At 62.8% G+C, this 21196-nt stretch carries 20 protein-coding genes; 12 read left to right on the top strand and 8 right to left on the bottom strand.

Going from position 1 to position 21196, the window contains the following annotated elements:
• Positions 1–46: 46 nt before the first annotated feature.
• The 6 genes from fdrA (at position 47) to QCE58_RS29065 (ending at position 6735) form a co-directional block, all read left to right on the top strand.
• Complete coding sequence (fdrA, locus tag QCE58_RS29090; RefSeq protein WP_250521490.1) at positions 47–1597, top strand: acyl-CoA synthetase FdrA; 1551 nt, start codon at positions 47–49, stop codon at positions 1595–1597.
• Between the two features lie 15 nt (positions 1598–1612).
• A complete protein-coding gene (locus QCE58_RS29085; RefSeq protein ID WP_250502706.1) occupies positions 1613–3040 on the top strand; it encodes a DUF1116 domain-containing protein in 1428 nt (475 codons plus the stop codon).
• Positions 3037–3999, top strand: coding sequence for a carbamate kinase (arcC, locus tag QCE58_RS29080; RefSeq protein ID WP_033536053.1), 963 nt, complete (start codon positions 3037–3039; stop codon positions 3997–3999). The genes QCE58_RS29085 and arcC overlap by 4 nt, the downstream gene beginning before the upstream one ends.
• 40 nt (positions 4000–4039) lie before the next feature.
• A complete protein-coding gene (locus QCE58_RS29075) occupies positions 4040–4432 on the top strand; it encodes a hypothetical protein (RefSeq protein ID WP_008354082.1) in 393 nt (130 codons plus the stop codon).
• 29 nt (positions 4433–4461) lie between these two features.
• Positions 4462–5724: a cytosine permease gene (locus QCE58_RS29070; protein WP_309780520.1), complete on the top strand. Its 1263-nt coding sequence runs from the start codon at positions 4462–4464 to the stop codon at positions 5722–5724.
• Positions 5725–5808: 84 nt separating this feature from the next.
• Complete coding sequence (locus QCE58_RS29065; protein WP_008354080.1) at positions 5809–6735, top strand: LysR substrate-binding domain-containing protein; 927 nt, start codon at positions 5809–5811, stop codon at positions 6733–6735.
• Here the strand turns inward: QCE58_RS29065 and QCE58_RS29060 are convergent.
• Both QCE58_RS29060 and QCE58_RS29055 read right to left on the bottom strand, forming a co-directional pair.
• Positions 6686–8107, bottom strand: coding sequence for a heavy metal sensor histidine kinase (locus QCE58_RS29060; RefSeq protein ID WP_250521491.1), 1422 nt, complete (start codon positions 8105–8107; stop codon positions 6686–6688). The two genes, QCE58_RS29065 and QCE58_RS29060, sit on opposite strands and share 50 nt — an antisense overlap.
• The gene (locus QCE58_RS29055; protein WP_175982952.1) at positions 8104–8775 is read right to left on the bottom strand and encodes a heavy metal response regulator transcription factor; all 672 of its coding nucleotides are present in this window, start codon (positions 8773–8775) and stop codon (positions 8104–8106) included. Before QCE58_RS29055 ends, QCE58_RS29060 begins: the two co-directional genes overlap by 4 nt.
• Positions 8776–8929: 154 nt before the next feature.
• Between QCE58_RS29055 and QCE58_RS29050 the strand changes: the two genes are divergently transcribed.
• The 3 genes from QCE58_RS29050 to QCE58_RS29040 are packed head-to-tail and all read left to right on the top strand — an operon-like array spanning position 8930 to position 10935.
• On the top strand, positions 8930–9514 hold the full coding sequence (locus QCE58_RS29050; protein WP_409014178.1) for a cytochrome b/b6 domain-containing protein: 585 nt from the start codon (positions 8930–8932) through the stop codon (positions 9512–9514).
• 3 nt (positions 9515–9517) lie between these two features.
• Positions 9518–10291, top strand: coding sequence for a molybdopterin-dependent oxidoreductase (locus tag QCE58_RS29045; protein ID WP_250440360.1), 774 nt, complete (start codon positions 9518–9520; stop codon positions 10289–10291).
• A gap of 32 nt (positions 10292–10323) precedes the next feature.
• Positions 10324–10935 carry a hypothetical protein gene (locus QCE58_RS29040; protein ID WP_008354074.1) on the top strand — a complete coding sequence of 204 codons (612 nt, stop codon included), beginning with the start codon at positions 10324–10326 and terminating at the stop codon, positions 10933–10935.
• A gap of 58 nt (positions 10936–10993) precedes the next feature.
• Here the strand turns inward: QCE58_RS29040 and QCE58_RS29035 are convergent, their stop codons facing one another.
• Positions 10994–11410, bottom strand: coding sequence for a MarR family winged helix-turn-helix transcriptional regulator (locus tag QCE58_RS29035; RefSeq protein WP_008354073.1), 417 nt, complete (start codon positions 11408–11410; stop codon positions 10994–10996).
• Positions 11411–11563: 153 nt separating this feature from the next.
• Between QCE58_RS29035 and QCE58_RS29030 the strand changes: the two genes are divergently transcribed.
• Positions 11564–13015, top strand: a complete 1452-nt coding sequence (locus QCE58_RS29030; protein ID WP_008354071.1) for an NAD-dependent succinate-semialdehyde dehydrogenase — start codon at positions 11564–11566, stop codon at positions 13013–13015.
• A 127-nt stretch (positions 13016–13142) separates the two neighbouring features.
• Positions 13143–13973 (top strand): NAD(P)-dependent oxidoreductase, encoded by an 831-nt coding sequence (locus tag QCE58_RS29025; RefSeq protein WP_250521493.1) that lies wholly within the window; start codon positions 13143–13145, stop codon positions 13971–13973.
• On the opposite strand, the gene QCE58_RS29020 is transcribed toward QCE58_RS29025, so the two are convergent.
• Positions 13970–15394 carry a PLP-dependent aminotransferase family protein gene (locus tag QCE58_RS29020; RefSeq protein WP_175982956.1) on the bottom strand — a complete coding sequence of 475 codons (1425 nt, stop codon included), beginning with the start codon at positions 15392–15394 and terminating at the stop codon, positions 13970–13972. The two genes, QCE58_RS29025 and QCE58_RS29020, sit on opposite strands and share 4 nt — an antisense overlap.
• Positions 15395–15695: 301 nt before the next feature.
• Between QCE58_RS29020 and QCE58_RS29015 the strand changes: the two genes are divergently transcribed.
• Complete coding sequence (locus QCE58_RS29015) at positions 15696–16019, top strand: DUF2917 domain-containing protein (RefSeq protein ID WP_008354068.1); 324 nt, start codon at positions 15696–15698, stop codon at positions 16017–16019.
• Between the two features lie 96 nt (positions 16020–16115).
• Here QCE58_RS29015 and acnA read toward each other — a convergent pair whose 3' ends face one another.
• From acnA to QCE58_RS28995, 4 genes are all read right to left on the bottom strand, one after another.
• Positions 16116–18821: an aconitate hydratase AcnA gene (gene acnA / locus QCE58_RS29010; protein ID WP_008354067.1), complete on the bottom strand. Its 2706-nt coding sequence runs from the start codon at positions 18819–18821 to the stop codon at positions 16116–16118.
• Positions 18822–18860: 39 nt separating this feature from the next.
• Positions 18861–20312, bottom strand: a complete 1452-nt coding sequence (locus QCE58_RS29005; protein ID WP_175982957.1) for a bifunctional 2-methylcitrate dehydratase/aconitate hydratase — start codon at positions 20310–20312, stop codon at positions 18861–18863.
• Between the two features lie 32 nt (positions 20313–20344).
• Positions 20345–20857 carry a hypothetical protein gene (locus tag QCE58_RS29000; RefSeq protein ID WP_008354065.1) on the bottom strand — a complete coding sequence of 171 codons (513 nt, stop codon included), beginning with the start codon at positions 20855–20857 and terminating at the stop codon, positions 20345–20347.
• Between the two features lie 89 nt (positions 20858–20946).
• Positions 20947–21196: citrate/2-methylcitrate synthase (locus QCE58_RS28995; protein ID WP_309780518.1), on the bottom strand; the 250-nt coding region annotated here is incomplete at its 5' end.

Here is a 21196-nt window from a genome sequence, read left to right as displayed (position 1 = left end):
TGTTTTCAAGAAACCGCGAATCGCATTTAAAGAACGGAGAGGTGCAATGGCCATCAAAATCGAAATATTCAAAAATCTGTATCAGGATTCGGTTTCCCTGATGCAGATTTCGGCGCATATCGGCAAGCTGCCGGGCGTCGAGCAGGCGTCCGTCGTCATGGGGACGCCGGCCAATCTCGTGCAGCTCGCCGACGCCGGACTCGGCGACGACGTGAAAGCAAGCCCGAACGATCTCGTCATCGCGGTGCGCGGCGACGAAGCCGCTTGCGAAGAAGCGCTCGGTCTCGCTCGCGAACGCCTGAGCGCGCGCGCGTCGACATCCGACACGCAGACGAGCGAAGCGCTCAAGGCCACCAGTCTCGCGATGGTCTGCGACGACGAACCCGCGTCGAACCTCGCGCTCATCTCGGTGCCGGGCGATTACGCGGCCGCCGAAGCCATCAAGGCGCTGCAGCTCGGCATGAACGTCATGCTCTTCAGCGACAACGTCAGCATGGCGCACGAAAAGGCCATCAAGACGTTCGCGCGCGAAAAGCGCCTCATCGTCATGGGCCCCGACTGCGGCACGGCCATCGTCAACGGCATGCTGCTCGGCTTCGCCAACGTGGTGCGGCGCGGCGGCATCGGCGTCGTGGGCGCATCGGGCACGGGGCTGCAGGAAGTTACCTGCCGTATCGACCAGCTCGGCGCGGGCATTTCGCAGGCGCTCGGCACGGGCGGACACGATCTGCATGAGGACATCGGCGGCATTTCGATGCAATTCGGCCTCGACGCGCTCGCCGAAGATCCCGACACGCGCGTGGTCGTGCTGATCTCCAAGCCGCCCGCACGCGCGGTCGCGGAGCGCATTCTGGAGAGCGCGCGCAAGGCGGGCAAGCCCGTCGTCGTGAATTTTCTCGGCGCTTCCGAAGACGAGATGCGCGCACCGGGCCTCACGCCCGCGCACACGCTCGCCGATGCCGCGCAGTTCGCCGTCGCGTTGCTGAACGGCGCGCCGCTGCCGGCGAGCGTCGCGCGCGTGGAAGCCAACGACGAAGCGACGCTCGTCAAGCGGAGCGAAACGCTCGGCGCGGGCCGCAAGTTCATTCGCGGCGTGTTCGCGGGCGGCACGTTCTGCTACGAGAGCCAACTGCTCTGCAAGGCGGAAGGTTTCATGGCGAGTTCGAACACGCCGGTGAAAGGCAACGCGAAGCTCGCGGATATCTGGAAGAGCGAGGGCCACACGATCGTCGACATGGGCGACGACGATTTCACGCGCGGCCGTCCGCATCCGATGATCGACCCGACCCTGCGCGACGAACGCGTGCGCGCCGAGATGCTCGATCCCGCAACTGCCGTCGTGCTGTTCGATCTCGTGCTCGGTTACGGCGCGGCGGACGAACCGGCGCAAGGGCTCATCGCATTGCTGGCGCAATTGCCGCGCGAAAACGCGCCGCTGTTGATCGCGCATGTGTGCGGCACGGAATCCGATCCGCAAGTCAGAAGCCGTCAGATCGACGCATTGCGCGAGGCAGGCGTTCTCGTCGCCGGATGCAACGCCGAGGCCGCGTTGTGGGCGAGCCGCGTCGCGCGTCTGCAGGCGCGACGCCACGCGTAAAAAGGAGCAAAAAGAATGAACCGATTGTTTGGTCAGCCACTGAAAGTGGTGAACTGCGGGCTCACGAGCTTCGCCGACAACCTGCGTCTCGCGGGCGGCGAAGTCAGTCACGTCAACTGGCAGCCGCCCGCTCTCGGCGATGTCGCCGCGGGCCTCGATCTCGCGTGGCTGATGCGTCATCCGCTCGTCGAGCAGGCGAACGACATTGCATTCGCGCGTTATCTCGAAGCGCAGCCGGTGTTGAAAGACATCGCTACGGCATCCGAAGCAATCAGCGCTATGGGCGCGCGCAAGCTGATTCTCCACTCCGGTCCGCCGATCGCGTGGGAGAACATGTGCGGGCCGGTGAAGGGCGCGATCATCGGCGCGGTGATGCTCGAAGGCTGGGCAGCCGATCACGCCGCCGCCGAACGCCTGATTCTCGACGGCAAGGTCGATCTCGAGCCGTGTCACCACCATCAGGCCGTCGGTCCGATGGCGGGCATCATCAGTCCGTCGATGCCGCTTTTCGTCGTCGAGAACAAGGCGAACGGGCATCGCACGTACAGCAATCTGAACGAAGGTCTCGGCAAGGTGCTGCGCTTCGGCGCGAACAGCACGGAAGTGCTCGACCGTCTGCGCTGGATGAAAGCGACGCTCGCGCCCGCGCTGAAGGCCGCGCTCGCGGTGTCCGGCGAGATCGAGCTGAAGCCGCTGATGGCGCAGGCGCTGCATATGGGCGATGAAGTCCACAACCGCAACAGCGCGGCGACGGGCCTCTTCATCAAGCGCATCGTGCCCGCGCTGCTCGGCACGCAACTGCCGCTCGCGCAGATTCGCGAAGCGAGCGCGGCGATCATCGCCAACGATCACTTCTTCCTCAACATCTCGATGGCCGCGTGCAAGGCCATGATGGACGCGTGCGCCAACGTGCCTTTCAGCTCGATGGTCTCGGTGATGGCGCGCAACGGCGTGAACTTCGGCATCCGTCTGTCGGGCACCGGCGACCGCTGGTTCCAGGCGAAGGCGAATCCGGTCGAGGGCCTGTTCTTTCCGGGCTATGGCGTCGATGACGCAGCCGCCGATCTCGGCGACAGCGCGATCACCGAAACGGCCGGCGTGGGCGGTTTCGCGATGGCGTCGTCGCCCGCGATCGTGAAGTTCGTCGGCGGCACGCCCGCCGATGCGACCGCGAACAGCCGCCGCATGCAGGCCATCACGCTCGGCGGCAATCCGGCGTTCACGCTGCCCGCGCTCAACTTCGCGCCGACCGCCGCGGGCATCGATGCGCGCAAGGTGGCCGACCGCGGCATCCTGCCCGTCATCAATACGGGCATCGCTCACAAGCAAGCAGGCGTCGGGCAGATCGGCGCAGGCATCACGACCGCGCCGATGGAGTGCTTCGTCGAAGCCATTCGCGCGCTCGCCGAGACCGTCAAACAACACAGCGGACAAGCATCATGACAGTTCGAAAACCTCTGGCAGTCGTCGCCGTGGGCGGCAACGCGCTGATTCGCGACGATCGTCATCTGAGCATTCCCGATCAATACGAAGCGGTGACGGAGAGCGCGACACATATCGCCGACATGATCGCGGCGGGATGGAACGTCGTGCTCACGCACGGCAACGGGCCGCAAGTCGGCTTCATCTTGCGGCGTTCCGAGCTCGCGTCTCAGGAAGTCGCGCCCGTGCCGCTCGACTACGCGGTGGGCGATACGCAGGGCGCGATCGGCTACATGTTCCAGAAGGCGCTGACCAACGAGCTGCACCGTCGCGGCATCGAACGGCGCGTCGTTGCGCTCGTGACGCAGACGCGCGTCAGCGCCGACGATCCCGCGTTCGAGAAGCCGGCCAAGCCGGTCGGCGCGTTCTTCGACGAAGCGACCGCGAAGAAGCGTCAGGAAGAGCTCGGCTGGACCTTGATGGAAGACGCGGGACGCGGCTGGCGGCGCACGGTGCCGTCGCCGGAGCCGCTTGAAATCATCGAGCGCGATGTCATCGCGAGCCTGCTCGCGCAAGGCTGCGTGGTGATCGCGTGCGGCGGCGGCGGCATTCCGGTGGTGCGCAAGAACGGCAAGCTGTCCGGCGTCGAGGCGGTCATCGACAAGGACCTCGCATCGGCGCTGCTCGCGCAGCAACTGAAAGCGGATCTGCTGCTGATTCCGACCGGCGTCGAACAGGTCGCGGTGAACTTCGGCACGCCCGAGCAGCGCTGGCTCGACACGATGAGCGTGAGCGAAGCGCGCGAGCTGATCGCGCAGGGTCAGTTCGGCGCGGGCAGCATGCTGCCGAAAGTGGAGGCGATTCTGCGCTTCGTGTCGCACATCGAACCGGACGGCCACGCGGGCGAAGGGCTCATCACGAGTCCGGCGGCGATCAGGCCCGCGCTCGAACGGCGCACGGGTACGTGGATCACGCCGTAACGCGCATACGCCCCCGACATCAACAAGGAGAAGGACACACATGAACGACAAGATACTGCTCGCCGTGAACGGCACGCTGATGCGCGGCCTCGGGCTGAACCACAACATGCTGGCGGCGAAGGGCGAATTCGTGCGCGAGGATCGCACGGACGCGTGCTATCGCATCTGGACCATCAACGATCGTCATCCCGGCATGTTGCGCGTGAAGAGCGGCGGCGTGGCCGTATCGCTGGAAGTCTGGGAATTGCCGATGGCCAATCTCGGCGCGCTCTTGCTCAGCGAACCGGCGGGTCTTTCGATCGGCAAGGTCGTGCTCGCGGACGGCAGCGAAGTGCTCGGCGTCCTCGCCGAACCGTGGCTCGTCGAAGGACAGAAGGAGATCACGGCATCCGGCGGATGGCGCGAATACACCGGCCACCACTACACGCCCTGAATGAAATCGGCATCAGCAAAGGAACTGTCATGAGTCAATCGAAAGAGAGCCGGGTCAGCGCTTCGCCCGGCACTGCGCCGGGCTATCGCATCGCGATGATCCTGCTCGGCATCGCCGTCACGCCGGTGTTGCTGTCGTCGTCGAGTCTCGGCAATCAGATGTCGAACGGCGATCTGATCAAGGTCGTCGGGATCGGCAGCCTGATCCTCGCGATTCTCGCGTCGATCACGATCTCGGTCGGCGAGAAAGCACGGCTGCCGACCTACGGCATCGTGAAGTATCCGTTCGGCGAGAAAGGCGCGATCGCCATCAACGTGCTGCTCGCGGTCAGCCTGTTCGGATGGATCGCGGTGACGGCCAACATGTTCGGCCACTCGGTCGCCGACCTGCTCGCGCAACATGGCGTGAACGTGCCCGCGCCGCTGCTCGTCGCGATCGGCTGCGTGATCTTCGTCGCGTCCACCGCGTTCGGCTTCGAAGTGCTCGGCAAGGTGGCGCAGTTCGCCGTGCCGGTCATCGCGTTGATGATGTGCTATATCGTGCGCGTCGCGCTCAATGGCCAGGCGCCTGCCGTCGATGCGATCGCCGGCATGCCGATGGGCGTCGCGGTATCGACGGTCGTCGGCACGATCATCGTGCTGGTCGCGACCTTGCCCGACTTCGGCAGCTTCACGCATAACCGCAAACACGCGGTCGGCGGCGCGCTGCTCACGTTCCTGATCGCCTATCCGCTGCTGTACTGGGCGGGCGCGACGCCGAGCGTGCTCACGGGCAAGAGCTCGCTGCTCACCGCGATGGCCGTGTTCGGCGCGACCTTGCCGGCCGCCTTGCTGCTGATCTTCGCGACGGTCACGGGCAACGCGGGCAACATGTTCCAGGGCACGCTCGTCACATCGACGCTCATCACGCGCTTTCCGAAGTGGCAGATCACGGTTGCGCTCGGCGTGCTGGCGGCGATCGTCGGCAGCTTGAACATCATGTCGTGGTTCAGTCCGTTGCTGCTGTTGCTCGGCATAGCGACGCCCCCCGTCGCGGGCATCTATATCGCGGACTTCGTGATGTATCGGCGCAACGGGTATGATGCTGCCGCGCCAGCGCGCGAACCGCAGATCAAGATCATGACCTTCGTCGCGTGGATTCTCGGATCGCTCACGGGTTTCGCGACGGTGAACGGCATGTTCACGGTCACGTCGATTCCCTCACTCGATTCGATTCTCGTTGCGTGCATCGGCTACATGATCCTGAGCCGGTTCGCGCAGGCGAGCGGCACTGTCAAGCCCAGCGGGCACTGACGCAACGATGTGAGCGAAGCGCACGGTGTTCATCGCGCGCTTCGCTCATGTGGCAGGACAAATACTCATGTGGAAGCAGGCTCGATGTTCACTTCGGACGAAAGCATTCGGATAGTCCGGTTGGTTGCGCAGTATCAAAGCATCACGGCGGCCGCGGAACGGCTGAACAAGGTTCCGTCGGCGATCAGTTACACCGTCAGGAAGCTCGAGGAATCGTTCGGCGCGAAGCTGTTCGAGCGCCGCGGTTGCTATATCCGGCTCACCGAGGCGGGCGAATACTTCATCGCGCACAGCAAGGCGATTCTCGACGATCTGCAGGCGCTCAAATGCAATCTCGCCATCGTTCAGGGGGGCATCGAGCCCGAGCTCACCGTGGCCGTCAACAACATCGTGCCGCGCGACGCGATCATCCAGTTCTTGTGCGATCTGGAAGATGCGTATCCGACGACGCGCGTCACGATCCAGCAGGAGGTGTACAACGGCTGCTGGGACGCGCTCTATGCAAGCAAGGCGGATATCGTCGTCGGCGCGCCGCATTTCGTGCCGAAGACCGACGGCATCACGAGCGTCGCGCTCGGCCATCTCGCGTGGGACTTTCTCGTGGGCGCCGATCATCCGCTCGCGGATGCGCCGCATATCCTGCAAAGCGCGGAGTTGCGGAAGTATCCGGCGGTCTGCATCAAGGACACGTCGATCGATTTCGATCCGATGCATGCGTGGCTTCTGGAAGGGCAGAAGCCGATCTTCGTTCCCGACTTTTCGATGGCCGTGAGAATCATCGCGCGCAATGTCGCGATCGGCTATGTGCCCACGCATATCCGCGCGGCATTCGGCGACGCCGGGCTCGTCAGTAAGTCGATTCAGGAGCAGAAGCACGCGACGCGGCTCTTCCTCGCGCATCGTTCGGATGGCGTCGGCAAGGTGCGGGCATGGTGCGTCGACTATCTGATGCGACCGGAATTCAGGGCGTGGTTGTGCGGCGATGCTCCGCAGCAGGGAAGCGCAAGGTGAATTCGATCCACCCGTCCGGCGTGGATTCGGCGGATGCGACGCCGCCATGCAGCCGCATGATCGCCTGAACGATCGACAAGCCGAGTCCGCTCGATTCCGTGAACTCGCTGCGCGCCGCGTCGCCGCGATAAAAGCGGTCGAACAGCTTCGCGAGCTCTTCCTTCTCGATGTGCGCGCCGCGATTGCCCACGACGATGCTCGCGCCTTGTTCATCCGCGTAACCGCGCAGCCGGACCACGGTGCCCGCCGTCGCATAACGCACCGCATTCACGACGACATTGCCGATCGCCCTGCGGCACATGATTGCATTCGCAAGCATTTCGCCTTCGGCCTGGGTATCGAACGTGATGCGGCGTTCATCGGCGATGCCTTCGAAGTAAGCGCCGATCGTCTCGAGCGCTTCGCGGATATCGAGCCGCTCCCGTTCGATCTGTTGCTGCTCATGATCCGCCTGCGCGAGAAAGAGAATGTTCTGCGCGATGCGCGCGAGGCGCTCCAGTTCTTCCAGATTCGATTCGAGCACGCTGCGATACTCCGCGACGCTGCGCTCGTGCGCGAGCGTGACCTGCGTTTGACCGACCAACACGCCGATCGGCGTGCGCAGTTCATGCGCGAGATCGGCGGAGAACTGCACCAGACGCTCGTAGCCGTGTTCGAGCCGGTCGAGCATCGCATTGAACGACGCCGCGAGGCTTTGCAATTCGGCGGGCGCATGGGCGACGTCGAGCCGCGCGGACAATCGGTTCGGCGTGATTTCGGCGGCTTTATCGGCCATCAGTTTGAGCGGCATGAGTCCGCGGCTCGTGACCCAGTAAGCGAGCAGCAACGTCACGAGCACCGCGCCGATCACGTTGATCCATACGCGCTTCAGATACGCCGACAACACGATCGCTTCCTGCGTCATCACATGCGCGGCGATGATCTCGACGACCTCGCCGTTCTCGCCGATGCGCGCCTGCGCGCCGACCCAGCGCATCCGCACGCCGTCCGCGCGCGAGCCTTCGTACAGGTCATCGAGTCCAATGGCGCGCGTCACAGGCACGACATCGAGCGGCGGCAACGGCATCTTCTCCGGATTGACGTAGATGAAAGGCCACGAGCCCGCGCGTCGGAAGAGGATGACGTCCTGACGATCGCCTAGCATCGTTTCGAAGAGCCGAGGTCGCGCTTCGATTTCCTTGATCGTGTAGAGATCGTGCAGAAGCGAGCGGAAATGCTCGACGCGCGCGATCAGCTGGTAATCCGCGCGCGTGGACAGCGCGCGATTCGTCGCGTGATAGAGCGATGCGCCGATCATGCCGACGACGATGCACACGATCACCGCAAACGACAACGCGATACGTACCGCAAGCGAGCGCGATGGCCGGTTCAAGGATTCTCCCCGAACGAATAGCCGATGCTGCGCACCGTATGAATGAGCTTCAGATCGAATGGATTGTCGATCTTCGCGCGCAGCCGCTTCACCGCGACGTCGACGACATTGGTGTCGCTGTCGAAGTTCATGTCCCACACTTCCGATGCGATCAGGGTGCGCGACAGCGCCTCGCCCTGATGCTTGCAAAAGAGATGCAGCAGCGCGAATTCCTTGTTCGTGAGCACGATGTCGATGCCCTTGCGCGTCACCTTGCGACGCAGCACATCCACATGAAGATCCGCGATCTGGAACGTATCGGATTCGCGCATCACGCCGCGTCTGAGCAGCGTGCGAATGCGCAAGACGAGTTCGGTGAAAGAGAAGGGCTTGACGAGATAATCGTCCGCGCCGAGTTCGAGTCCGTGAATGCGGTCCGTCACGTGATCGCGTGCGGTGAGAAAAATGACAGGCAAGTCACGTTTCGCGCGCAAGGCCGACATCACCTGCCAGCCGTCGATGCCCGGCAGCATCACGTCGAGCACGATCAGTTCGTAGGAATTCGCGAGCGCCTGGTGCAGACCGTCCGTGCCGTTGCGAACGAGCTCGACCTGATAGCCGGACTCGATGAGCCCTTTCTTCAGGTAGTCGCCTGTCTTGCGGTCGTCTTCGATAACGAGGATGGTCATGCTCGCACTGCATTCGATGGATTGCCGACATTCTAGCCAGAGCGCGCGCGACGCTCGCAAAGATGACAAAAAAGTCATCGAGAGGTCATCGATCGATCAGCGGCGCGTCGCTACCATGCCCTCGAAATCTCAACGACTCGCGAGGCTCGACGACGTGCAAATCCAACCGTTATGGCTGCGCATCACGCACTGGCTCAACGCGTTCGCCGTGTTGATCATGGTGACGAGCGGCTGGCAGATCTACAACGCATCGCCGATTTTCAAATCGCTGACCTTCTCGTCCGCGATCACGCTCGGCGGCTGGCTCGGCGGCGCGCTGCAATGGCATTTCGCGGCGATGTGGCTGCTGGTCGCGAATTTTATCGTGTACATCGCGATGAATCTCTTCACCGGACGCCTGCGCCGCCGCATGTTTCCGCTCTCCATCAAGAGCATTTTCACCGACGCCTTCGCCGCGCTACGCGGCAAGCTCGGTCACGACGATCTCACGCATTACAACGCGGTGCAGAAGTTCGCGTATCTCGCGGTGATCGTGGACATCGCGATCGTGATCCTGTCGGGACTCGCGGTGTGGAAATCGGTGCAGTTTCCCTTGCTTCGCACGTTGATGGGCGGTTACGACAACGCTCGCATCGTGCATTTCTTCGGCATGAGTTTTCTCGTGGCGTTCTTCGTCGTGCACGTCGCGATGGTCGCGCTCGTGCCGCGCTCGCTCGTGCTGATGATCCGAGGTCGCTAACACATGTCGCTCAAGCTATTCAAATCGAGACCCGACGCTGAACTCATCATCAAGGATGCCGCGAAGGAACTGAAGGCGCCGGCGCGCCGTTTGTTCGGCAAGCGCATTCTTTCGCTGGGCGGCCTCGCGATGCTGTCGGGCTGCAACATCACCGACGACAAATCGGTCAACGCGATGCTGCGCCGCATTTCATCCTTCAACGACGACATGCAGGCGTTGCTATTCGACCCGAACCAGCTCGCGCCGACTTATCCCGACTCGATGATCACGCGGCCGTTTCCGTTCAACGCGTTCTATGACATCGATGAAGTGCCCGAAGTCGATCCATCGACATACAAGCTGGAGATAGGCGGCCTCGTCAAGGGCAAGCGTGTGTGGACGCTCGACGAACTGCACGCGATGCCGCAGGAAAGCCAGGTGACACGGCATATCTGTATCGAAGGCTGGAGTGCGATCGGCAAGTGGGGCGGCGTGCGATTCGCGCAAATCCTCGCGCGTGCAGGCGCCGATACGAGCGCGAAATACGTGGCCTTTCATTGCGCCGACAACTACTCGACGAGCATCGACATGCCGACCGCGCTGCACGCGCAGACGCTGCTCACGCTCACCTACGACGGCCAGATTTTGCCGGCGAAGTACGGCTTCCCGATGAAGCTGCGCATGCCGACCAAGCTCGGTTACAAGAATCCGAAGCACATCGTCGCGATCACTGTGACGAACGATTATCCCGGCGGCTATTGGGAGAACCAGGGCTACAACTGGTTCGGCGGTTCCTGAAGCCTTTGCTTTCATCACCAGAAGGAGATTGCATGTCGATTCGACTCAAACTTGGCGTCAGCATCGTGACGCTCGCACTCGCATCCGCGGCTCTTGCTCAGACGCCCGCCGCGAAACCCGCGCGCATTCGCGGCGATATCGTGTCGCTGTCAGGCGATACGCTGACCGTTCATCGACGCAGCGGCGACACCGTGAAGATCGCCGTCAAGGCAGATACGCCCGTCACCGCGCTGAAGAACATCAAGCTGCAGGACATCAAGCCGGGCTCGTTCGTCGGCACGGCTGCGACCACCGGCACCGACGGCAAGCTCACCGCGACCGAGGTACTCGTGTTCCCGGAAGCCGCGCGCGGCACAGGCGAAGGCCACTATGAATGGGATCTCGGACCGAAGAGCTCGATGACCAACGCGAACGTCGACCAGGTCGTGCAAGGCACGAGCGGCCGCGATCTGAAGCTCTCGTACAAGGGCGGCGCGAACTCGGTGACCGTACCGGAGAACGTGCCCGTTGTGACGTTCGCCCCCGCGACGCACGATGACCTGAAGCCCGGAAAGAAAGTGTTCGTCGTCGCGACTCCGGCTGGTTCGGACTTCGCGGCGCAACGCATCGTCGTGGAGAAGGATGGCGTCGCGCCGCCGATGTAAGCGTCCCCTTCGACAAAGTCCCTGCACGCGCCCGCCGATCATCGATCGCGGGCGTTTGTCATTCCAGCGTCGTGCGTATATGCCTCACGCTCGACACCGTGTCGTCGAAACGCGCGTTGCCGAGCTTGCGCTTCATGCGCCGCGTGACCTCAGAGCTGACCGCGCCGATGCGCTTCATCATCGCGACCGCGGAATCGGTCGGATGAATGGCGGATTCGCGGCCATCGCGTTCAGTGGACCAGCGCTCGACGAGCCCCAGTTTCGCCAGTCCGTCGAGCGTGCGCGTGGCAGTGGGGCGCGTGATCGCGAGTGCATCGGCAAGCGTGCCTTGAAGCTGCCCGGGATGCTCGACAACCGCGCGCAACATGAACGCCTGCGACGGCGTGAGTCCGAACGGCTTGAACGCTTTGGCCCATTCGCGTTCGAGTGCGCGCGCGAGTGCGGTGGTGTTGAAATAAAGGCATTGGTCGAACATACGGGTCACCGTCGTGTCATGTAATTCGATCTGCAACTATCGATTGAACGTAGCGCGCGTCAGCAGATTTTACGTGGCCGCGATACCATGGCCGTCTGCGTCATATGGTCCGGCGCAAGCAACATTGGCCACGCCACTCTCAAGGAGACATGCATGAGCAACACTCGTTCCGACCTTCCCGCTTATCCGAATACCCGGCTTTATATCGACGGCGCGTGGCGCGACGGTTCGCGCGACACGGCCGTCATCAATCCGGCGAACGAAGCGGAGATCGGCCGTCTCGCGCTCGCGGGCGAAGCCGAGCTTTCGCTCGCCGCCGACGCCGCCGCGCGCGGTTTCAAGGAATGGCGCAAGGTTTCGCCCTACGAGCGCAGCAAGCTGATGCGTCGCGCGGCGCAGAACATTCGCGAGCGTGCGGAACAGATCGCCGCCATCATGACGATGGAGCAGGGCAAGCCGTTCGGCGAGGCGCGCATCGAAACGCTGTCGGCAGCGGACATCATCGAATGGTTCGCGGAAGAAGGGCGCCGCACGTATGGCCGCGTGATTCCGTCGCGAACGGATGCCGTGCGCCAGATCGTGACGCGTGAGCCGGTCGGTCCGGTCGCCGCGTTCACGCCGTGGAATTTCCCTATCAATCAGGCGGTGCGCAAGGTATCGGCCGCGCTCGCGTCGGGATGCTCGGTCGTGCTCAAAGGCCCCGAGGAAACGCCCGCAAGCTGCGCGGCGCTCGTGCAGGCATATGCCGATGCGGGCCTGCCCGCCGGCGTGCTGAATCTCGTCTTCGGCGTGCCCGCCGATGTCTCGAAGTATCTGATCGCGCATCCCGCGATCCGCAAGATTTCGTTCACCGGTTCGACGCCGGTCGGCAAGCTGCTTGCGTCGCTCGCGGGCGAGCACATGAAGCGCGTGACGATGGAACTAGGTGGCCACGCGCCGGCCATCGTGTTCAAGGACGCCGACATCCCCCGCGCCGCGAAGATGCTCGCATCGGCGAAATTCCGCAACGCGGGTCAGGTCTGCATCTCGCCGACGCGCTTTCTCGTCGAAGAATCCGCGTATGACGAGTTCGTGCAGCACTTCGTCGCCACCGCGAGCGCGGTGAAAGTGGGCAACGGTCTCGACGATGGCGTTCAGATGGGTCCGCTCGCGAACGGCCGCCGCCTCGAAGCGATGGAACGCCTCGTCGCCGATGCGCGCGAGCACGGCGCGAAGGTGTTGACGGGCGGCGAGCGCATCGGCCGCGAAGGCTACTTCTTCGCGCCGACCGTGCTGACCGATGTGCCGCTCTCCGCGCGCATCATGACCGAAGAGCCGTTTGGCCCGATCGCGCCGATCGCATCGTTCAAGTCGTATGACGAAGTGATCGCCGAGGCCAATCGCCTGCCTTATGGGCTTGCCGCTTACGCTTACACGAGCTCTGCGGCGACGTCAGCGGCGGTGTCGGACGATATCGAAAGCGGCATGCTCTCGATCAATCACCACGGCCTCGCATTGCCGGAGACGCCGTTCGGCGGGGTCAAGGATTCGGGCTACGGCTCGGAAGGCGGCAGCGAAGCGATGGAAGCGTATCTCGTCACGAAGTTCGTGACGGAGCATCGTTGATTCGCGAGTCGGTAGGTTAGTTGGACGGCGGCCCTTCGACGGGCCGCTTTCCTTGATGATCCGATAGTTCGGATGACGAATGAGCGCGGTATGAATCGTCATCGAACAAAGCTAAAGGAGCCAGCAAGTGACGCAATCGAAACAACCGACGATCGCAATTCTCGGCGCAGGCAGCATGGGATCGGCCATTGGCCGTACCTTGACGCAAGGCGGTGCGCGCGTGCTGACATCGCTCGAAGGACGCAGCGCGGCGAGCGCAGCGCGTGCGCGCGAAGCCAGCATGGAAGATGCAAGCCTCGACGATCTCGTGGCGTGCGACTTCATTCTGTCGATCGTGCCGCCCTCGGTCGCTGTCGATACCGCGCAGCGCCTCGCTCCTCTGTTCGAACGCGCGAGCGCGCAGCCCGTCTACATCGACTGCAATGCGATCAATCCCGCTACCGTCGGCCAGATCGAGCGCGCGCTCGAACCGACGCGCACGCCGTTCGTCGATGCATCGATCATCGGTCAGCCATCGGCGCCGAAGTTCTACATGTCGGGACCGCATGCAAAGCGCACTCAGCTACTCGCCGATCACGGTCTCGTCGTGCGCGTGCTCGACGGCCCGAACGGCGCCGCATCCGCGCTCAAGATGTCGTATGCGGGCATCACGAAAGGGCTGACGGCGCTCGGCTCGGCGATGGCGCTCGCCGCGATGCGCAACGGCGCGGGCGATGCGCTTCTCAGCGAACTCGCGGCGAGCCAGCCCGCGCTTGCCGCGTGGCTCGCGGGCAATGTGCCGCGCATGCCGCCGAAGGCCTATCGCTGGGTCGCGGAGATGGAAGAGATCGCGGAGTTCGTCGGCGACGAGTTCGCGGAGCATCGCATCTACGAAGGCGCGGCCGGACTTTACGCGCGGCTTGCGAAAGACAAGGACGCGACGGACGCGCTCGAACGTTTCTTCAGCGAACGTCCTTAAGCGCGCGCGGCCGCGGTTTCCGTCATGTACTCGAAGAAGCGCGCCGCGCGCCGGTCGCCCGCATAGGCCGAATTGATGCGCACCCACGCACACGCCTCGCCGTTCGGGCGGTAATAGCTGCCCGGCGCGAGCGTGACGCCGAACTTCACGGCTTCGTCGACGAGCACGGATGAATCGTCGATGCCGGGCACTTTCGCCCATACGAAGTTGCCGCCGCTCGGCTCGTCGAACACGTCCCATCCATAGCCTTCGAGCGTTTGCACCGCGCTCGACAGCGAATCGCGCACGCGCTTGCGCAAGCGCTCCAGATACTTGCGATACGTGCCGCGCTCCAGCAGGCCCGCCGCGACGCTTTCGGCGAAGCGCGTGCCGCCGAGGCTCGTCAGCACCTTTACGTCGACGAGATTCTTCACGAGCTCGCGATTCGCCGCGAGATAGCCGATGCGCAGCGACGACGACAAGGTCTTCGACAAGCCGCCCACATAGATCACGCGATCGAGCTGATCGAGCGATGCCAGCCGTTGCGTCGGCACGGCCTGGAAGTCGGCGTAGATATCGTCCTCGACGATGGAAAAGCCGTGCTGGGTCGCGAGTTGCAGCAGCTTGAACGCGACTTGCGGCGCGACGTTCGTCGCAGTCGGATTCTGGAACACGGTGTTGATGAAGAAGAGCTTCGGCTGATGCTGCTTCAGCAGTTCTTCCGCGACGTCGATATCGGGTCCGTTCGCGAGCCGCGGCACGCCGACGAGCCGCACGCCCTGCAGCTTCAGGAGCCCGAAGAGATTGTAGTAACCGGGATCCTCGACGAAGACCGTATCGCCCGGCTTCAGCATGTAGCGCACGACGAGATCGAGCGCCTGGCTCGCGCCGTTCGTGATCATCACGTTGGGAAGATCGGCGTCGATGCCGAGCGCGTTGATCCGCATCGTGACTTGCTGACGCAAATCGGTGTCGCCGTGGGGAATCGCGTAATCGATCACGCTCGATACGTCGGTGCGCGACGCCTGACGGATCGCCTGCGTCAGGCCGTCCACATCGCGCCATGCCTCGGGAATGAAGCCGCTCGACAACTTCAGCGTCTCGCCGGGATAGTTGAACTGCTGGAGGATCTGGTTCGATTCCTCTTCGGCCAGACGCGGATCGCAATTGCCCGCGTTGCTGTCGCGTTCATCGACGTGATTCGCCACATAGAACCCGGAGCCGTGCTTCGGCTGAATGAGCCCGCGCGACGCGAGACGGTCGTAAGCCTCGATCACCGGAAAGCGGCTGATGCGCTGCTCGGCGGCAAGCTGACGAATCGACGGCAGCTTCGCGCCCGCGAGCACGCGGCGCGAGCGGATCATCGCTTCGATCTGACTGACGATCTGTTCGGTCAGCGGCACGCCGGTGCCGCTGTCGATGTGAAGCGGAAGTGCATTCATGATGTCTGAAACTGTTCAGTGATTTGCTGTGAACAGTTCGAGTTCGCTGTTCGCCAGTGTCGTCTTGCCATTCGAACGCATCCGAAAACCCGCGTCAAGACTGGCCGAATGGCTAGCTAGAGTGTTTTTAAAGTGTCAGATCGATGCGAACTGTTCGGTCAATTTGGCTTAACAGTTTCGGTCAAACTGTTCACAAGTGTTCATTCAAGCTGTTCGCAATCGGTCGAATAATAGGATCAACGGCTGCTCTTGCATCTCTGTCGGGCGGCCTATCAGTTACGCGATCTGAAGGAGCGGCATCATGCGTGAAATCCGGACATTCGAACTCGACGGGCGCGATGCGCCTACGCGCTGGGTGATCGATCGGCCCCAAACGCTGCGCGTGACGCGCGGGCAAATCTGGCTGACCATCGAAGGCGGCGCCGACGATTACTGGCTGGACGCGGGCGCGTCCGTCGAACTGAAGCCTTACACGACGATCTGGGTCAGCGGGACGACGGACGCCAGCTGGTTCTCGATGTCGTCCGATTCGACGCGGGCGGGCGCGCGTCGCCTGAGGGAGATGGTGCGCGCGTTGTTCGCCCGCCGGACGACGTGGCCGCGCATCGCGATCTCCAAAGCGTAGGGAGCCAAAGAAGGGCGAAAAAAAACCCGGCCGTGGCCGGGTCCAATGTTCCCGCGCTCTTTCGAGCGCGGTCACCTGCAAAACTGCTTGAGCCTTTTACGCCGCGAGCAGCGAGCGCAGCACGAACGGCAGAATTCCGCCGTGCTTGTAGTAGTCGACTTCGATCGGCGTATCGATACGCAGCAGCACCTGCACGCGATCGTCCTTGCCGTCCTTGCGATGGATCACGAGCGTGACTTCCTGCTGCGGCTTGAAGTCGTCGCCGAGACCTTCGATGTCGTACGTCTCTTCGCCGGTGATGTTCAGCGACTGCACGCTGTCCGAGCCCTTGAACTGCAGCGGCAGCACGCCCATGCCGACGAGGTTCGAGCGATGGATACGCTCGAAGCTGCGCGCGACCACGGCCTTTACGCCGAGCAGTTGCGTGCCTTTCGCCGCCCAGTCGCGCGACGAACCCGTGCCGTACTCTTCGCCCGCGAACACGATGGTCGGCGTATTGGCGGCGATGTACTTCATCGCTGCGTCGTAGATGGACAGTTGCTCGCCGCTCGGCTGATGAATCGTCAGGCCGCCCTCGACGCGCGTGCCGTCGGCCTTCGCCGGGATCATCAAATTCTTGATGCGGACGTTCGCGAAGGTGCCGCGCATCATCACGTCGTGATTGCCGCGACGCGAGCCGTAGCTGTTGAAGTCGGCCTTCTGCACGCCGTTCGCCTTCAGCCACACGCCGGCCGGCGAGGTTTCCTTGATCGAACCCGCCGGGCTGATGTGGTCGGTCGTCACGGAATCGCCGAAGATGCCGAGCGCGCGCGCGCCCTTGACCGCGGGAATCGAATCGGCTGGCTTCATCGAGAATTCGCTGCCAAAGAACGGCGGCTCGGCGATGTACGTCGACTTCGGCCAGTCATAGACCTGGCCGCTTTCGCCCGCGATCTTGCTCCACAGGTCGCCTTCCTTCGTGAGCTGAGAGTAGTTCTCGCGGAACGCCTTCGCGTCGAGCGCGAACTTGAGCAGCGCATGAACTTCGTCGCTCGTCGGCCAGATGTCGCCGAGATAGATGTCGCGGCCGTCCGTGCCCTTGCCGACCGGCTCGGTCATCAGATCGCGCGTGATGTTGCCAGCGATCGCGTAGGCGACGACGAGCGGCGGCGAGGCCAGGAAGTTCGCGCGGATGTTCGGGTGAATGCGCGCCTCGAAGTTGCGGTTGCCCGACAGCACGGCTGCCGCGACGACGTCGTTCTTCGTGATGGCATCGTTCAGTTCGGGCGTCAGATCGCCCGCATTGCCGATACACGTCGTGCAACCGTACGCGGCGAGCGTGAAGCCGAGCTTGTCGAGATAGGGCAGGAGGCCCGTCTTCGTCAGATATTCGGTGACGATGCGCGATCCCGGCGCGAGCGACGTCTTGATGTGCGGCGCGACCGTCAGACCCGCTTCGACGGCCTTCTTCGCCAGCAAGCCGGCGGCGAGCAGCACGCTCGGGTTCGACGTGTTCGTGCACGACGTGATCGCGGCGATCAGCACGTCGCCGTTCTTGAGATTCACGCCGTCGGCCGTCGTGTAGTTCGCTTCGAGCTCGGCGGCCTTCTTGTTGAAGCCGTTTTCGCCCACCGGCTTCGAGAACAGGTCGATGAACGTGCTCTTCACATTGCCGATTTCGATGCGGTCTTGCGGACGCTTCGGACCAGCCAGCGACGGCGCGACCGTGCCCAGATCGAGCGTGAGCGTCTTGGTGTAGTCGATTTCGCCGGCCTTCGGCACGCCCCACAGCTTCTGCGCCTTGAAATACTGCTCGAACGCGGCGATTTCGGCGTCGGTGCGGCCCGTGCCCTTGAAGTAGTCGATGGTCTTTTCATCGACGGGGAAGAAGCCCATGGTCGCGCCGTACTCGGGCGCCATGTTGCCGATGGTCGCGCGATCCGGCACGCCGATCGACGCCGTGCCTTCGCCGAAGAACTCGACGAACTTGCCGACGACCTTCTCCTTGCGCAGCATTTCGGTGATGGTCAGCACGAGGTCGGTCGCCGTGCAGCCTTCGCGCAGCTTGCCCTTCAGCTCCACGCCGACGACGTCCGGCGTCAGGAAATACACCGGCTGGCCGAGCATGCCCGCTTCCGCTTCGATGCCGCCCACGCCCCAGCCGACCACGCCGATGCCGTTGATCATCGTCGTGTGCGAGTCGGTGCCGACGAGCGTGTCCGGATAGTAGACGCCGTCCTTCTGATGCACGCCGCGCGCGAGGTATTCGAGGTTCACCTGGTGCACGATACCGATGCCGGGCGGCACGACCTTGAACGTGTCGAACGCCTGCATGCCCCACTTCATGAACTGGTAGCGCTCGTTGTTGCGCTGAAATTCCAGCTTCATGTTCAGATCGAGCGCGTTCGGCTCGCGGAAGTGATCGATCTGCACCGAGTGATCGACGACGAGATCCACCGGTACGAGCGGCTCGATCGCTTTCGGATCCTTGCCCGCGCGCTTCGCGACGCCGCGCATCGCGGCGATGTCGGCGAGCAGCGGCACGCCGGTGAAGTCCTGCAGCACGACACGCGCGACGACGAACGGAATTTCATCGACGCGAGCGGCATTCGGCTTCCAGTTCGCAAGCTGTTCGATGTGTTCTTCGGAAATCTTCTTGCCATCGTAGTTGCGCAGCACCGATTCGAGCACCAGACGAATCGAAACCGGCAGACGCTGAATCTTGACCTTCAGCGCGTCGCCGAGTTGCGGCAGCGAGTAGAACTTGCCTTTGCCGGAACCGCTGTCGAATTCCTTGAGCGTGTTGTGGAGATTGTGGGCCATGGTTATTTTCCTTGGACTAAGACGAGGAAATTGCGCTGCTTAAATCACGTACAGATCGACATATTCATTGACCGGCATCGCTTCGAGCGTTGCCTGATCGAGCGATACCGCGAGGATCGCTTGCTGCTGCTTCTGCGGGAAACGGCGCGCCAGATTCGTCCTGAACTTCTCGACGAGCAGCGGTATGCCGTCCGCGCGACGACGCTTGTGACCGATCGGATAGTCCACTTCGACTTCGGCGAGCTTCGATCCGTCGTTGAATTCGACGGTCAATGCATTCGGGATCGAGCGCTTGTCCGGATCGAAATAGTCCTTCGTGAACTGCGGGTCTTCCACGCATTCCATCTTCGCGCGCAGCACGTCGATGCGCGGGTCCTGCGCGACGGAATCTTCGTAATCGGCCGCGGTGAGGCGGCCGTGAATCAGCGGCACCGCGACCATGTACTGAATGCAGTGATCGCGGTCCGCGGGGTTGTCGAGCGGCCCCTTCTTGTCGATGATGCGCAGCGCGGCTTCGTGCGTGCGAATCGTGATCTTGCGGATGTCATCGACGGATTTGCCGGCTTGCTCGAGCTCGCCGTGCAGCGTCATTGCCGCTTCGACGGCCGTTTGCGCATGGAATTCCGCGGGAAACGAAATTTTGAACAGCACGTTCTCCATCACATACGAGCCGTACGGACGCTGGAACGCGAACGCGTTGCCCTTGAAGAGCACGTCGTAAAAGCCCCATGTTTCAGCGGTCAAAACCGACGGATAACCCATCTCGCCGGTCTTCGCGATCAGCGCGAGGCGCACGGCGCGCGAGGTTGCATCGCCCGCTGCCCACGACTTGCGCGAGCCCGTGTTCGGCGCGTGGCGATACGTGCGCAACGCGTGACCATCGACGAAGGCGAGCGACACCGCGTTGACGAGTTCGTCGCGCGTGAGGCCGATCATCTGCCCGACGACCGCGGTGGAGGCCACTTTGACGAGCAAAACGTGATCGAGACCGACCTTGTTGAACGAATTCTCGAGCGCGATGCAGCCTTGAATTTCGTGCGCCTTGACCATCGCGATCAAAACGTCTTTCATGACGAGCGGCTTCTTGCCTGACGCGATCGCGTTGCGCGAAAGCCAGTCCGCCGTGGCGAGGATGCCGCCGAGGTTATCCGACGGATGACCCCATTCGGCGGCGAGCCACGTATCGTTGAAATCGAGCCAGCGGATCATTGCGCCAATGTTGAAGGCGGCCTGAACGGGGTCGAGTTGAAACCGGGTGCCTGGCACCTTCGCACCGTTGGGGACGATCGTGCCCGGCACGATCGGTCCCAGCAGCTTGGTGCAGGCGGGGTACGAAAGGGCTTCGAGTCCGCAGCCGAGCGTGTCGATCAGGCAGTTGCGCGCCGTTTCGAGCGCAAGCGTGCTGTCGACACTGTAGTCGAGCACGTAGTCGACTATTTCGACGAGTACCTTGTCCGGCTCGGGCCGGACATTGGAAATCGGTGCGGACATCGAGGGATTCCTGATTTAAGTGCCGAGCTAACTTACTCCGCGTTCTTGATCAGCGCGTTCGATTGGGTCGGCGCTGCGCCGCCCGCTGCCATTTCGGGCGTCATGCACTCGTCGGCGAGGCGCGACGAGTCCTTGTCCGAGAACAGCATTGCTTTGGTCGGGATCACGACGAGATCCATGCCCGATGCCGAATCGTGGAAACGATCCGCACCGGTCGTCGTGTCCTGACGCGGCAGCTTGTAATCCTTCTTGGCCCAGTTCACGGTGACGATTGCGTCACGCTTCATGTCGCCTTTCAGGTAGAAAGCGTTGCCGTCCTTGCACGACCACTTCACTGCACCTTCGGGAATCGGATCAACCTTGGCCGCCGCGGCCGCTTCGGCCTTGGGACTGCGCTTGATCAGGCGGCGCGCCGGAGCGGGACGCTTGGCCGTGGTTTTGGCCTTGCTTGCATCGGTCGCGGTCGCAGCGAAGGCGTCGGCGCTGACGAAGACGCTCGTCGTAGCCAGCGTGCCGGCGATTGCAGCGATCAGAAGTTTGTTCATCGAAAAAAACCTTTCAAAAACATTGGGGTTGGATGGCGTTTGCCGCGCGGGGTGGATTTCCTCATCGTGAAATCCGATCGCGCAGTCCGCTATTTTCGCTTATTTATCGGGACGAACTTCAAATTCTCCGGACCGGTGTAATTCGCGCTCGGCCGGATGATCTTGTTGTCGATGCGTTGCTCGATGATGTGCGCACTCCATCCCGACGTGCGCGAGATCACGAAGAGCGGCGTGAACATTGCGGTCGGCACGCCCATCATGTGATATGAAACCGCGCTGAACCAGTCGAGGTTCGGGAACATCTTCTTCGCGTCCCACATCACCGATTCGAGGCGCTCG

The organism is Caballeronia sp. LZ028 (assembly GCF_031451415.1).
Taxonomy (GTDB): Bacteria; Pseudomonadota; Gammaproteobacteria; order Burkholderiales; family Burkholderiaceae; genus Caballeronia; species Caballeronia zhejiangensis.
Note: the sequence above shows the minus strand (reverse complement) of the source record. Positions and strands in the feature narration are given on the sequence as shown.